At 54.6% G+C, this 14,936-nt stretch carries 9 protein-coding genes; 8 read left to right on the forward strand and 1 reads right to left on the reverse strand.

Annotated features, from left to right (window positions below; genetic code table 11):
• Window positions 1-28: 28 nt before the first annotated feature.
• The 8 genes from rnr to MKZ15_RS01170 all read left to right on the forward strand — a co-directional run bounded on the left by rnr (window position 29) and on the right by MKZ15_RS01170 (window position 14,081).
• Window positions 29-2,728, forward strand: coding sequence for a ribonuclease R (rnr, locus tag MKZ15_RS01135; protein ID WP_339819131.1), 2,700 nt, complete (start codon window positions 29-31; stop codon window positions 2,726-2,728).
• A 575-nt stretch (window positions 2,729-3,303) separates the two neighbouring features.
• A complete protein-coding gene (locus MKZ15_RS01140) occupies window positions 3,304-4,371 on the forward strand; it encodes a GntR family transcriptional regulator (protein ID WP_339819132.1) in 1,068 nt (355 codons plus the stop codon).
• 131 nt (window positions 4,372-4,502) lie between these two features.
• A complete protein-coding gene (locus MKZ15_RS01145; protein ID WP_155606960.1) occupies window positions 4,503-5,894 on the forward strand; it encodes a sugar ABC transporter substrate-binding protein in 1,392 nt (463 codons plus the stop codon).
• A 90-nt stretch (window positions 5,895-5,984) separates the two neighbouring features.
• A complete protein-coding gene (locus tag MKZ15_RS01150) occupies window positions 5,985-6,878 on the forward strand; it encodes a sugar ABC transporter permease (RefSeq protein ID WP_155606961.1) in 894 nt (297 codons plus the stop codon).
• Between the two features lie 39 nt (window positions 6,879-6,917).
• Window positions 6,918-7,757, forward strand: coding sequence for a carbohydrate ABC transporter permease (locus tag MKZ15_RS01155; protein WP_155606962.1), 840 nt, complete (start codon window positions 6,918-6,920; stop codon window positions 7,755-7,757).
• A 9-nt stretch (window positions 7,758-7,766) separates the two neighbouring features.
• Window positions 7,767-10,235 (forward strand): family 43 glycosylhydrolase, encoded by a 2,469-nt coding sequence (locus MKZ15_RS01160; RefSeq protein WP_339819135.1) that lies wholly within the window; start codon window positions 7,767-7,769, stop codon window positions 10,233-10,235.
• A gap of 23 nt (window positions 10,236-10,258) precedes the next feature.
• Window positions 10,259-12,019, forward strand: coding sequence for a sugar-binding domain-containing protein (locus tag MKZ15_RS01165; protein WP_339819136.1), 1,761 nt, complete (start codon window positions 10,259-10,261; stop codon window positions 12,017-12,019).
• 262 nt (window positions 12,020-12,281) lie between these two features.
• Window positions 12,282-14,081 (forward strand): phosphatase PAP2 family protein, encoded by a 1,800-nt coding sequence (locus MKZ15_RS01170; protein WP_339819137.1) that lies wholly within the window; start codon window positions 12,282-12,284, stop codon window positions 14,079-14,081.
• Window positions 14,082-14,134: 53 nt separating this feature from the next.
• Here MKZ15_RS01170 and MKZ15_RS01175 read toward each other — a convergent pair whose 3' ends face one another.
• On the reverse strand, window positions 14,135-14,920 hold the full coding sequence (locus tag MKZ15_RS01175; protein ID WP_339819139.1) for a PHP-associated domain-containing protein: 786 nt from the start codon (window positions 14,918-14,920) through the stop codon (window positions 14,135-14,137).
• Window positions 14,921-14,936: the final 16 nt, after the last annotated feature.

Below are 14,936 nucleotides of genomic sequence, written 5' to 3' on the forward strand. Positions count from 1 at the left end.
GGACAAGCCGGGTTTGAGGTGAAATCATTTGAAATTAATCACAGAAGCAGAGCTGCTCGCTTTTATGCGGGAAACCGCATATAAACCGTTGACGTATCAAGAGCTGGAGGAGCATTTTGGCATCACCGATGCCGGCGAATTCAAAGAGTTCCTGAAAATGCTCAACCGGTTGGAGCAGGAAGGACAAATTATCTTAACCCGCACTCATCGTTACGGCGTTCCGGAACGGATGGATTTGGTGCGCGGCCGTTTGCAGGCCCATGCCAAAGGGTTTGCTTTTCTGATCCCGGAGGATCGCGAGCATCCCGACGTATACATCCATGCGAATGATTTGAAAAGCGCGATGAATGGAGACACCGTGTTGGTGCGAGTCAGCTCGAAAAGCGCGGGCGGCGGCAAGCTGGAAGGCGAGGTCGTGCGCATCGTACACCGTGCCGTAACCCAAGTGGTGGGGGTATTCCAGAATAACGAATCGTTTGGTTTCGTGATCCCGGATGACAAACGGATCAACAAGGATCTGTTTATCCCTCGCGAAGGCTTCGGCGGGGCGGTCGACGGCGAGAAGGTCGTAGCTGAAATCGTGGAATACCCGGAAGGAAGGTCTGCAGCGGTAGGCCAAGTCATCGAGATACTCGGACACAAGGACGACCCGGGGGTCGATATCCTGTCGATCATTCGCAAGCATCAGCTGCCGGAGGCGTTCCCGGAGGACGTCATGGCCGAGGCGCAGGATGCCCCCGACGAGATCGAAGAGGCGGAAATCGTCCGCCAGGGGCGGCGGGATTTACGCGACAAGGTGATCGTCACGATCGACGGCGAGGACGCGAAGGACCTGGACGACGCCGTGAATGTGGAGCGCTTGCCGAACGGGAATATCAGACTGGGCGTGCATATCGCCGATGTCGGCTATTACGTGCGGGAGAATTCCAAGCTCGATCAAGAAGCATATAACCGCGGCTGCAGCGTGTATCTGGTGGATCGCGTCATTCCGATGCTGCCGCACCGGCTGTCGAACGGGATATGCTCCTTGAATCCGAAGGTAGACCGCTTCACGCTGTCCTGCGAGATGGAATTCAACGAGCAGATGAAGGTCGTGAAGCACGATATCTTCACGAGCGTGATTCGCACCAAGGAACGGATGACCTACACCAATGTGCGGAAAATTCTGCAGGAAGAAGATCCGGAGGTAACCGAACGTTACGCCGATCTGGTCGAGACGTTCCAGCTGATGAAGGAGCTGGCCCTGAAGCTGCGGGGGAACCGCATGCGGCGCGGCGCGGTCGACTTCGATTTCGAGGAATCGAAGGTGATCGTTGACGAGAACGGCAAGCCGGTCGACATCGTGAAGCGCGAACGTTCGATCGCGGAACAAATTATTGAGGAATTCATGCTGGCGGCGAATGAAACGGTGGCGGAGCATTTTCATTGGCTGAAGGTGCCGTTCATTTATCGGATTCACGAGGATCCGGACCAGGAGAAGCTGATGAACTTCATGGCATTTGTCGCCAACTTCGGGTATGCGGTCAAAGGCGGGAAAGGCAACAAGATACATCCGCGCGCGCTGCAGACGCTGCTGGAGGACATTCAGGGCACGAAGGAGCAGACAGTCATCAGCACGATGATGCTGCGCTCGATGAAGCAGGCGAAATACGATGCGGAAAGCACCGGGCATTTCGGGCTGGCGGCGGAGTTCTACACGCACTTCACCTCGCCGATCCGGCGGTATCCCGACCTGGTGATCCACCGAGTGATTCGCGAGGTGATCGAGAGCAACGGGACGCTAAGCGAGGCGCGGATGGAGTACCTGGCCAGCCGGATGCAGGATATCGCGCAGCAATCGTCCGAGCGGGAGCGTATCGCCGTGGAGGCGGAGCGCGACACGGAACAGCTGAAGAAAGCGGAGTACATGCTGGATAAGGTCGGGGAGGAATTCCCTGGCATTATCAGCAGCGTCACGAGCTTCGGCATGTTCATCGAGCTGGAGAACACGGTGGAAGGGCTGATCCGGCTTAGCGCGATGACGGATGACTATTACCATTTCCACGAGCAGCATATGGCGCTGATCGGGGAACGCACGTCGAAGATCTACCGGATCGGCGACGAGGTCAAGATCCGCGTGGCCCGCGTGAACATGGACGACCATACCATCGACTTCGAGATGGTCGACATGAAGCCGCGGCAGCGCGGCGAGTTCGGCGGCGGACGCGGAGCCTTTGAAGGCGGTCGGGGCGGCGGAGGCCGCAGCGGCAAGCCGGGCAAAGGCGGTGGCAAGGCCGCCGGCAAAGGCAAGGGCGGCCGCGGCGCAGGCGGCGCCAAGGGCAAGCCCGGCCGGGCGGCGGCGGGGGCCAACACCGCCGAGGCCGTAGGCGCCGGGGCGGGCGCACCCGGCGGGAAGCGCGGCAAGCGCGGCGGAGCTGCCAAAGGCAGCGGCGGCGTCGCGCTTGGCAGCGCCGTAGCCCGCGCGGATAGCGGCGCGGGCGAGAGCTCGGGCGTCGCGTCGGACGGCGCGCCCGCATTTGGCTTCGGCTCCGGCAAGGGAGGCTACGCCTCCGGGACGGTCGCCGTGGCCCGCGATGCCGGTCGCGGATACCGCAGCACCGGCGAGGACAAAGGCTCGCGGCGGAAGAAGACGTCCGCGAGCGGGGTCTTCGTCGGCGCCCGGGACGGGGGCGCCAAGGAGGCTGCTCCGGGCCGCAAGCGGGGCGGCGGCAAGGGCAAGAAGAAGTGAGCAAGCAACACGTAGGAGAAAAGTCGATCCGGAGCGTTCCGGATCGGCTTTTTTGTTCGATACACAGCCACATGCAGACGCTTGGGCCGGAGGGAAAATAACTGCAGGAGTGCAGCTATTTTCACCGATTGTCGGGTTTTTCTTAAAATAGCTGCAAGAATACAGTTATTCCCCAGGTAAAGGCCGATTTTCTCAAAATCGTAGAAAATAACTGTATTTACACAGCTATTTAGCCGTTGAGCTCAGGCTGCGAGGAAATAATTGCATCTACGCAGTTATTTCGATCATTTCGTGCAACAGCGCAGATGGGGAGCGAGGCCATTTTTTCTTCCGCTATAGGTCCGCTTGGGTAAGCTTGCTTCATGACCGATCGATACATCGTCCAAGGCGCAGCGCATTTTGATCCGGTTCTTCGTGATCGTTAATGTCGTGTACCCTGCGCGATCAGCAGGGCATTCAGTTCCTTCGAACGGCTGTTACCTACCGAGAGGTCACATCTTCCTCATAGACAAAAGAAAAATAAATAATATACTAAGTATATATATTATGTTGAGCGAAGATGGGAGTGACCTATTGTGAAGAATCTACCCTTATATAAACAGATCCAGGATGAGATCAAGGAGCGCATCCAATCCGGGGAACTCAGGCCGGGAGACCGGATCCCGTCGGAGAAGGAGCTGGCCGAGGAGTATCATGTCAGCCAGATCACGAGCAAAAACGCCCTGATCGGCCTGGCGGATGAAGGCATCTTAACTCGGCATCAAGGCAAAGGGACCTTCGTTAATGACGAGGTGTGGAGCTATTTGAATGCAGCCGGTGCCACGCAACGCACGGATTCTACCCGCAAGGGAACGATCGGCTTGATCATCCCTACGCTGCAGACCAAGGTGGAACAGCGGATCGTGGACAATATCGAACGGTTTGCCTGGGCGTCCGGCTATCAACTCACGCTCAGTATATCGAGGGAATCGCAGCGAAATGAAAGCGAAGCGATCGAAGCCTTTAATCGCAACGGCGTGAAGGGCATGATCATCTTTCCGACCGAGGAGGAGAACTACAACGAGGACATTTTACGCCTATCGATCGATAAATTCCCGCTCGTTCTGATTGACCGTTATTTAAAGGATATCCGGACTTACAGCGTCAGCGCGGACAACGAGAAGGGAACCTTCGACGCTGTCAGCTACTTGCTGAACCAGGGGCACCGGGAAATCGCCCTCATTTCTCCCGTGATCACGAATACCGTAACCGAAGACCGCGCGGCCGGCTTTGAGCGGGCGTTCTATCAGAATCAATTGCCGATTAACAAAAACCAATGGTGTATCTTAAATATCGACGATATCCATAAGGGCCCCGGGGAAGAAATGATCTATGAATTTTTCCGTTCTCATCCCGAGATTACGGCGGCGTTCGTCATGAACGCACAGCTCACGGGCTATGCCTATAAAGCGCTGCAACGATTGAATAAGCGAGTGCCGGAGGAATTTGCGCTGGTCGGATTCGACGGGCCGGAAAGACCGGGCATCCACTTCGTGCAGCAGGATATCGAAACGATGTGTAAGCATACCGTGGAATGTTTGCTGGAGCAGCTGGAAGGCCACTCGAATCCGCGCAGAGTCACGGTTCCCGTAGAATTAATCTAATAAAGTATATTATATACTAAATAAAGTATACTAATATCTAAGTGGATATACTAAAATGCAAATGTAAAGCGGTTACAGACCTAAACAGACACACACCATTCCGTAATCGCGACGAATTTAATAGGGAGGTTATGCACGTGAAAACCAATCGCTTGGCAGTCATTGCGGTGCTTTTGGTCATGTCCATGTTGGTAGCGCTTACAGGTTGCGGCTCTAGTAATAATGCCAACTCGGCCAATGCCTCGAAGGAACCGGGAAACCAGAATCAAGGCGCTTCAAACGGGCAGCAAGTCACCTCGGACGAGAAAGTCGAAATTTCTTTCATGGGTCACGGAGATCCAAACGAGAAGAAGATTTTTGCTTCATTGATCCAATCCTTTGAAGACAAATACCCGAACGTGAAAGTGAATTACACCAGCGTGCCTCCGGCGGAATACAACCAGAAGCTCACGACGCTGGTAGCCTCCGGCAAAGCACCGGATGTCTTCTATCTGTCTGGACCGGCATTCTTCAAGTATGCGGAGGCCGGCACGATTCTCGACATTCAAAGCTACTTGGATAACACGGAACTCTTCAAACAAGACAATGTATGGAAGCAAGCCATCGACCGATATCGGTTCGACGGAAAGAATCTGGGGACGGGAGACTTGTACGGACTTCCGAAGGACGTCGGCCCTTGGGCGATGGCCTATAACAAGGATCTCTTTGATGAAGCGGGGGCCGCTTATCCCTCTGCCGAACCGGGCGGATGGACTTGGGACGATTACCTGAAGGCGGCCCAAGCAGTCACGAAGGATACGAACGGTGACGGCAAATCCGATATTTTCGGCGGAGCCGGATTTCCTTTAGAAGCAGCGGTATGGGGGAACGGCGGACAATACATCGATTATGTGACAGGGAAAATCGCCGTGGATACGCCGGAGTTTGCCGAGGCGATGCAGTTTATCGCGGATTTGAATCTGAAATATCATGTGAGCCCTTCCGCGGACGACGAGAAAGCGATGAACAGCTATTCGCGGTTCGTCGCCGGGAAGATCGGCATGTTCCCGCTTGGACCTTGGGACCAACCGGCCTTCTGGGATTTGCCTTTCGGCTGGGATATCGCGCCGTGGCCGGCAAGCCCGAACACGGGAACTACGTCAACTTGGCTTGGATCGATGGGCTTTGCCCTTTCCAGCAAGTCCAAACACCCGCAAGAGGCGTTTAACTTGGCTGCCTTCCTGTCCTTGGACCCTGAAGGTCAGAAGCAAAACATGGAGATGGGCCAGGCGGTGCCTAACTTAATCGATATGGCGAAGAACGATTACTTGAACAACGGCAAGGCTCCGGAGCATAAGCAGGTCTTCCTCGACATCATTGAGTATGGACACCCTCCGGTTGAATATGGCTCGAAAGATACGCAATGGCTGGATACCTTCAACCAAGAGGCCAGCAAGGTGTGGACCGGCAAGCAAACGGCGGCGGAATGGGCGAAAGAGATTGCGCCTAAGCTGCAAGACTTGTACGACAAAGGGAACAAGTAATTCGGTAGATAGAAGAACAATGGAAGGTGGAAGCCAGGCGCGTACTGCTTTCACCTTCTCTAATTTCTTTCGCGGGAAGGAAGAAGGGTTATGACTAATAAAATCCCCGGTTTTCGGCGCAAGGAGATCCTGTGGGCTTACGGCTTCGTTGCGGTTCCGCTGCTCGGGTTCCTCATCTTCGGCCTTGCTCCGTTAATTGCCTCAGCCGTATTAAGCGTAACGGAGTGGGACATGGTTTCGTCCCCGAAGTTTGTCGGCTTAGCCAACTACGTGGATCTGTTTAAGGACGAGAAGGTGTTTAAGTCGCTGTTCAACACGGTGTTCATGCTGATCGGGATCCCTCTTGGCATGGTGCTTTCCCTGCTGCTGGCGATCCTCATGAACCAGAAGATCAAGGGTATCTCGGTATTTCGGACGATCTATTACATCCCGGTGATCTCGCCGATCATCGCGGTTTCCCTCTTATGGCAATGGATCTTAAACCAGGACTACGGTCTGCTGAATCAGCTGTTATGGAATAGCTTTCATATCACCGGACCGAACTGGCTTGGCGATCCTCTATGGATCAAGCCGTCCTTGATCTTGATGGGACTCTGGGGCGGCATCGGGGGCAATATGGTGCTCTATTTGGCCGGGTTGCAATCGATCCCCCGAAGCTACTACGAAGCGGCCGAGGTGGACGGGGCCAATGGATTTCAGAAATTCGTTCATATCACGTTTCCGCTTCTGTCGAACATTCATTTCTATATCGTGGTCATGGGCGTCATCGGTACGTTCCAAGCGTTCAGCCAGATCTATGTCATGGCAGCGGACGGGGGTCCTGAATTCAGCGCGGCAACGGTGGTCTTCTACATTTACCAGCATGCGTTCGAATACTTCAACATGGGTTACGCGAGCTCGCTGGCTTGGGTGCTTGGCATCATTATTTTCATCTTAACGCTGCTCCAATTCCGTTTATCCAAACGTTGGATCTACAACGATTAGGAAAGCGTTACTTGAGACTTTAGCATTGGAGGCGTGTTTATGCTGCTGAGACGTCGAATTACCCTTAGCATCAATGTCCTTATCTTATTGTTTGGTTCCATTATTATGTTGGCTCCGCTGGCCTGGTCGTTATCGACCTCTCTTAAGGAGAAAAAGAACGTGTTCGACCTTCCGCCGAAGTGGATTCCGAATCCTGTCACGTTCGCCAACTACAAGGGAGTTTGGGCCGAAGCGCCGATCCTCCATGGCTTTCTGAATAGCGCGACGATCGTGGTATTCGTCTTGACGATCGGTTTATTCGTTTCCACGATGGCGGCCTATGCGTTTGCCAAGGTGGATTTTCCGTTCAAAGAAACGATCTTTATGTGTTTGCTCGGCACCATGATGATTCCGTATTCGGTCATGATGATTCCGCAATTTATCGGGTTCTCTAAGTTGGATTGGGTAGACACGTTGCTTCCGTTAATCGTTCCCGGGTTGTTCGGCAACATCGTGGTGGTGTTCTTCCTGCGTCAGTTCATGCAGGGCTCCATCCCGACGGAATTGATCGAAGCCGCGAAGCTGGACGGGAGCGGATTCATTCGCACGTTTATGCAAATTGCCCTGCCGATCGCCAAACCGGCGATTGCGGCTCAAGCCGCGCTAGGGTTCATGGGGATCTGGAATGATTTCCTGGGTCCGTTGATTTATCTGCATACCCCGGAGAAGCAGACCATCCAGGTGATGATCGCTTCCCTTCAATCGATGTATATTAGCAATTCCGATTACCCGTTGATTATGTCGGCTTCGGTCATTGCCATGGTTCCCGTCATCCTGGTGTTCTTCTTCTGTCAGAAGTATTTCGTCGAATCTTTGGCGATCAGCGGGTTGAAGGGATAGGAAGCGAAGATGGATAACCAAAAGCCCGGGAGAAGGAAGAAGTTCACGCTGGCCGCCTTGTGTGCGGCCGTCTGTATCGCACTAATTCTTGGTTCATGTAGCTCGAACGAAGGGGTGAAGGTGAAATTGTATAGCGATCAGGATCCAACTTATCAGAACCCTTTTACGCTGCCCGAAGAATGGGAGGATTACGGCATCGGCGACCCCTATATTCTTCGCCACGACGGAAAGTATTATCTCTACTGCAGTACGAAGGACTTCCGCGCCGGGATCAAAGGTTGGAGCTCGGAGGACCTGATTCATTGGACGCCCGAAGGCTTGGTGACCGAGGACCCGATCACGACGGGCGCCTACGCGCCCGAGGTGGTGTATTGGAACGGGTACTTCTATATGTACACCTCGCCCGCCGGGAACGGACACTACGTATTACGAAGCGATAGCCCGACGGGGCCGTTTGAGGTGCAGACGGAGAATTTGGGACTTAGCATCGACGGCTCGGTTTTTATTGACGATAACGGCGCGTGGTACTTCACGCATGCGGGAGATCAGGGCATCGTCATCCATCCGATGACGGATCCTTATACGATCGATATCGGGTCTACGACCAACGCTTATCTGGGCGGGTGGACGGAAGGCTCCACGATCATCAAACGCAACGGCACGTACTATATGACCTATACCGGCAATCATGTATTCAGCAAAGGATATCGGATTAACTACGCCGTCGCTCACGACGACCCGACGGGGACTTATCAGGTGCCGGACAACAATCCGGTGGTGATTCACACATCCGGTTCGTTCGTTGGCTTGGGTCATAGCTCGAGCTTTGTTGGGCCGGATCTGGATTCCTATTACATGGTCTATCACAATTTGGTGGGCCACTCTGCGGAAGGCCCGCCGGTGCGGCAAATGGATATCGATCGGATCGTGTTCAACGGCGACCGGATGGAAGTGCTGGGGCCGACGAATACCGCGCAGCCGGTTCCGAAGCAACCGGATTTCCAAAGCCGCTTGGATCAGCCGGAGGCGAAGACGGCTTGGGATGTAGAGTCGATGCCGGACGGCACGAGCAGATGGCTAAGCAAGGTGAAAACGAACGCCGGATTTACCGCGGAGTACAACCTGAGCTTCAAGCAACCGGTGGATGAGGAACAGGCTTATGTGGAGGCGATTTTTTCGTATACCGATTCGGAGAACTATGGGGCAGTACGATTGACGCCAGCGACGGGCGAGTTGTCCGTGATGCAGGTCCACGGAGGTCAGGCGGAGCAACTTGACAGCCTCCGGTTGCCGGAAGAATTCGATTATATGAAACTTCATACGGTGCGCGTGGAAAATGACGGAAGCGCGGTTCGCGTTTATTTTGACCAGATGATGAAGTTTAACCTTCCGGTTCAAACAACCGTTACGGGCCGGATCGGGTACGCGGCGTTCCATGCCGAACCTTCGTATTCGTACACGGCGTTCTCCAACGATGTGAACGGGAGCAGCGATTTCGAAGTGTATAAACCTGTTCCGGGTACCCTTGAAGCCGTTCATTATTTGAAGGACGCCGAGCGCGGTTTCAAGGTGAATCCGTCCGACGCCGCTGCAGGGGAGTTCCGCAAGTCGGATGGGGTTTCCATCGGTCAGGCGGAGGATCGCAGTTACTTCGTGAAGCTGGAGCAGGATGGGGATTGGCTGTCCTATAAGGTCAACGTGGCCGAGGCCGGAACCTACGGCTTAGCGATGCGCTTGTTAACCTCGAAGGAAGCGGCAACGGTCGAAGTGAGCAGCGGGAACGAGAAGCAAACCTTTAAGTTGGCAGCAGATTCCGACCCGGGGTGGAAAACGGTCAAGCTGGGGACGATGGAGCTCCCGGAAGGCTATCATACGCTAAAGGTCAAGCTGCGCAAGGGCCAAGTCAGCTTCCAAGAATTGAAGCTTTATGCGTCGGCGGAAGTGCCGGGAGCAGAGACAGCGAATCTGTTGGAATTGGTCGAAGCCGAGAATATTTACGGGGCTTTCGAAGCCATTGACGGCGGGTTTCAAGGAAGCGGGATCGCGGATGATCGTTTGTTCGTCGGTAACGCGGCTTGGGATGATTACGAGCTGTCGCTGAAAGTGGGCATTCCGGAGAGCTTGAGCGGGGAAGGACAGGTGTTCCTCCGCACGACGAACGAATCCTACTTCGAGCATCAAGTACAGGATTCGGCGATGGGCTATGCGATCAGCCTTACCGACGGGCAGTTGCAGCTGTTGAAGCTCAATTATGGTTCGCTGGCAGTGAGCAGCGGACGCGCCTCGATGGAACCCGGACAGACGTACTCCCTGCGTGTCGTGATGGCGGGTTCTCGCATTCAAGTCTATTGGGGCGGAGCGGAGGAACCGGTCATCGACTATACGGATCCCGATCCTTATTTCCACGGACGTGTTGGGCTTCGAAGCATCGATACGACGTTCAGCTTTACCCAGATGAAAGTTAAAGCAAAGAGATAGATAGAGGAAAAGGAGTTTAACCCATGACAACCCATATGTATATCAAAGATTATCCCAGACCGCAATTCGTGAGGGAGCAATGGATCAACTTGAATGGAGAGTGGGACTTCCGCTTTGACGATGGCAATATCGGCGAGCGGGAGAACTGGTACGTAGATCTGCAGGCCGATCGCAAGATCCAGGTGCCGTTTACGTACGAAACCAAGCTGAGCGGAATTGGAGAGGAGACGTTCCACCCGCAGGTCTGGTATGAGAAGAAGTTAACCCTCCCGGCCGATGCGGCGGGGCAGCGGGCGATACTCCACTTTCAAGCCGTCGATTACCGGGCCAAGCTGTGGGTCAATGGCGTTTATGTCGGGGAGCATCAAGGCGGATACGCTGCGTTCTCTTTTGACATCACGCCGTACGTGACTTTTGGCAGCGAAAATGTACTGACGTTGAAGGCGGAGGACAGCGAGAGCTGCACCCAGCCTCGCGGGAAGCAGCGCTGGCAGAGCGATAGCTTCGAATGCTTCTATGTGCAAACCACGGGGATTTGGCAAACGGTATGGCTGGAGTTCGTGGACTCGGCGCATTTGGATGCGGTGAAGATCACCCCTGACTATGATCGCAGATCTGTGGCGTTTGAGTTTCAGGTCGCGGGCGATCTGGAAGGCGGCCGGCTTGAGGTGGAGACCGTCATCTCTTTGAAAGGTAGAACCATGAAGCGGCTGCGCTTGGCCATCGACCGGCCTTGGCTTCGCGTGGATGCCGATTTGCTGCATGAAGCGGGAGGACCGTGGAAATTCAGCGAGTGGTCGCCGCAGCGTCCGAATTTGTACGACGTGGAATTTATTTTGTACCGGGACGATCAGGTGGTCGATCAGGTGTACTCCTATTTCGGGTTGCGCAAAATTTCAATCGAGAACGGAAAGGTACTGCTGAACAATACGCCGATTTACCAAAGATTGATTTTGGATCAAGGCTATTGGCCGGATTCGCATTTAACGCCGCCTTCTGAGGAAGCGATTCTCGAAGACATCGATAAGATCATGGCAATGGGGTATAACGGCGTTCGCAAGCATATGAAGATCGAAGACGCCCGATTCTTGTACTGGTGCGACGTCAAAGGGTTGCTCGTCTGGTCGGAGATGGCGGCGACGTTCGAATTTAACGATCAGGCGGTTGAGGCCTTCTCGAAGGAATGGGTCGAGATCGTTCGCCAACAATATAATCATCCGAGTATCATCACTTGGGTTCCTTTTAACGAGTCCTGGGGCGTGGCCAATATCCTGAACGACCGCAAGCAACAGGAGTTTACGGAAGGGATTTATCACCTGACGAAGGCGATCGACCCTTATCGTCCGGTGATTACGAATGACGGGTGGGAGCACACGGTTTCGGACATTTTGACCCTGCATGATTATGAGGAATCGGGAAGCCGTTTCCTGGAGCGGTATAAGAATAGGGAAGACATCACCGGCAACCACATTTCCTTTAACAATTGGAAATATGCCCTGGCGAACGGGCACGCCTATCGCGGCCAACCGATCCTCGTAACGGAGTTCGGCGGGATCGCTTTCCAATCGGAGTCGGGCTGGGGATACGGGAACCAAGTTAGCGGGGAAGAGGCGTTTATCGAACGGTTCGAGAGCATCACGAAAGCGATCAAGTCGATCGACTACATCTGCGGTTACTGTTATACGCAAATTACCGACGTGCAGCAGGAGGTTAACGGCTTGTTGACGGAGACTCGCGAACCTAAGGTGCCGCTGGAGACGATCCGGCGGATTAATCTGGAGTAGCATCTTGAAGCAGAACCTCATAAGGAGGCTGGCGGTTTAGACCGCTGGCCTCTTTTTTCTTAAGCTGAATGTGATGTCCCAATTTCTTCCCTGGCTGTGTGCGGTTGGAAGATTAATGATGATATAAATCAAATTAGATGGATATTAACCTTGACCAAACTTCACGCTAACACTCGCTTAACACTTGTCCCCTACATTAGGAAGGGTAGGTTTGCGACCTTGGGTCTTGCAAGCCATTCAATAAGGAGGAATGATCAACGGCATGAACAGGTTAAAAACATCCATCGTATTAACTTTACTTCTCTCCCTGGTGTTGGCAAGTCCGCTGGGCAGTGCGGGTGTAGCGAGCGCGAACGTCGCCGCACAGATGCTCCCTTCTAGCGTGGCCCCGGTTGAGGCGGCTTCGGGGACTTTTGCGGATCGGTACAAGAACAACGTGAAGGAGAATGCGACGGTCGAGACCAACCCGGCCCTTGAGGCGCTTTCGGGTTATCTCGAACTGTGGACGCCGGGGAAGACCTGGGATGGTGGAACGATCCTGAAGCAGTCGGTCTTGGACGCTAATATACGTAAAGTCGTTGAGATCACGGCCAAACGCACCGAAGTCGAAGGAAAAGCGGCGTATCTCGACGACCGGAGAAATCAGAGCTACAGCGTCATCGACGGGTTAGGCCCGCTGGCCGACGTCTATCGCAGTTTGGCTGGAGCCCAAACGACGATCCTCGATATCCCGGCGGATGCGACCGAAGTGAAATACGACGATAAGGGCACGGGTGCGGGCGATCCGGAGTCCAAGCTGGGCAACATGGTGAAGCTGGTCAACACGGTGCGGGGCAACTATTCCTCCTCGAATCCGGCAAAAGGATACTATCAATACCCTCGTCCGTTCCGTTGGAGCGAAGAGGTTAGCGTACTGCCTACGCTCATTCCCGCCAAAAATCCGGATCCGACCAATGACGGCGGATTCCCGAGCGGACATACCAATGCGGCTTACCTGGCGGCGTTTGCTATGGCCTATGCCGTACCGGAGCGGTATCAGGAGCTGCTGACGCGAGCTTCCGATCTGGGTCATAGCCGGATCGTGGCCGGGATGCATTCTCCGCTGGACGTGATGGGGGGACGGGTGTTGGCTACGGCGTTGTCCGCCTCGATCCTGAACGATCCGGAGAATCAGAGCTTGAAGGAAGCCGCCTACAAAGAGGCGCATACGAAGCTGCTCAACCAAGTCGGCACGGGCACGGATCCTTATAGCAATTACGAAAGCAATAAGCAGAAGTTCACGGAGCGGCTGACGTACGATTTTCCGCAGATTCAAGACAAAGGCAAAGCCGTGACGGTGCCAAAAGGGGCCGAAGTGCTGCTCGAAACGCGTTTGCCTTATTTGGATAACACGCAACGCCGTTGGGTTCTGGCGACAACCGGACTACCATCCGGGTACCCGCTGCTGGACGACAAGGAAGGTTGGGGCCGCTTGAATTTGTTTGCGGCAGCGGATGGCTTTGGCGCCTTCGTGAACGATGTCACGGTAATGATGGATGCTGCGAAAGGCGGTTTCCATGCGGAAGACCAGTGGCGCAACGACATTTCCGGTTACGGGAAACTGACGAAGCAAGGAACCGGCACTTTGGAGCTGTCGGGCAACAATACGTTTACAGGCGGAGTGCAGTTGGAGCAAGGTACGTTGATCGGCAGCTCGGCTACATCTCTAGGGAACGGTCCGGTCGTGAACAACGGCGGGATTTTGCGCAAAAACGTTCCCGGCGAGCTGATTGTCTCCGGCAACTTCAAGCAAGCGGCTCAAGGGACGTTGGAGCTTGCCTTAGCTGGTGCGGACAACGGACCGCTCCGCATTAAAGGAACGGCAACGTATGGCGGCAAGCTGCTCGTGGACTTCACCGGCGTGAAGGTATCCGATAAGCAGCGCATTACCGTGATTACGAGCGGTAAACGCGATCCGAAAAGCGCCTTCGCTTCGATCGAAACGAAAGGCCTGCCGGCTAAAACGCAAGTCAAAGCCATCTACAACGCACATAGCGTGCAACTGCTGATCACGAAGAAGTAAGGCTCGCCAAAAGAACAGCCCCCGGAGTTTTGGCTCCGGGGGCTGGTTTGTTTTTACGCATCGGCTAACGTGGGGGTGGGCTCTTCCAGCTGTGCGAGGCGTTTCAGCAGTTTTTTTAGCATGACGGAGGCTTTGACCTGGAGGGGCAGGCTGTCGGCGACGCGCAGCTCGTAGGCCCTGCTCAAGATGGCCTGCTTCAGCTCGACGACGGAGTCGCAGGGGCGATGGAGTTCGTTGTACAAGCTGCCGTATTGCAGGCACTGATGGGTATCGCTTCCGGCGGTCACCGGTTTCCCCAGTTCGGCGGCGAAACGCTCGACGTTGGCGCGATTCACTTCGTTGCCGTATTCGTACATATCCTTGGCGTTCAGGTCAAAAGCGTCCAACCGCCGCAGCTGCTCCGCCCCCAGATGATGGAGCGGGGTGGAGATGCGGAACGGATGCGCGCCGATTTTGAGCAACGGGTAGTTCTCGGCCAACGTCATCAGCTCGTCGAAGGGGATAAAGGAGCCTTTTTCCGTATAAGGGTCCAGTGCCTTTCGAACCTCCAGGATGTGCTCCTTGCGACCGATCAGCAGAATATGGCCCGTTTCGCGGATATCCACCTCCATGCCGGGGAAGATGCGGAGGCCGTCCGCCTCGTAATATTCACCATTGAAGGGGTACAGGCGGTCGAGGTTGTCATACACTTCATGGAAGTTGCGCGTATTAAAATGCTCCGTCAAAGCAAGGGCGTTCAGCCCGTTCGCCTTGGCTTCGGCAATCATTTCCTCGTAATAGGCCGGCGAGAAATCGGTGGCCTTGGATAATTTGGCGTGGGTGTGCAAGTCGATGCGCATCGAAAACAACTCCTTG

Origin of the sequence: Paenibacillus sp. FSL R7-0216 (assembly GCF_037969915.1) — a bacterium.
Classification (GTDB): Bacteria; Bacillota; Bacilli; order Paenibacillales; family Paenibacillaceae; genus Fontibacillus; species Fontibacillus rhizolycopersici.

Excerpts from the sequence above, each read along its gene's own strand:
- MKZ15_RS01145 (WP_155606960.1), top strand. The coding sequence starts at position 4,503 with ATGCACGTGAAAACCAATCGCTTGGCAGTCATTGCGGTGCTTTTGGTC.
- MKZ15_RS01150 (WP_155606961.1), top strand. The coding sequence starts at position 5,985 with ATGACTAATAAAATCCCCGGTTTTCGGCGCAAGGAGATCCTGTGGGCT.
- MKZ15_RS01155 (WP_155606962.1), top strand. The coding sequence starts at position 6,918 with ATGCTGCTGAGACGTCGAATTACCCTTAGCATCAATGTCCTTATCTTA.
- MKZ15_RS01160 (WP_339819135.1), top strand. The coding sequence starts at position 7,767 with ATGGATAACCAAAAGCCCGGGAGAAGGAAGAAGTTCACGCTGGCCGCC.
- MKZ15_RS01165 (WP_339819136.1), top strand. The coding sequence starts at position 10,259 with ATGACAACCCATATGTATATCAAAGATTATCCCAGACCGCAATTCGTG.
- MKZ15_RS01170 (WP_339819137.1), top strand. The coding sequence starts at position 12,282 with ATGAACAGGTTAAAAACATCCATCGTATTAACTTTACTTCTCTCCCTG.
- MKZ15_RS01175 (WP_339819139.1), bottom strand. The coding sequence starts at position 14,920 with ATGCGCATCGACTTGCACACCCACGCCAAATTATCCAAGGCCACCGAT.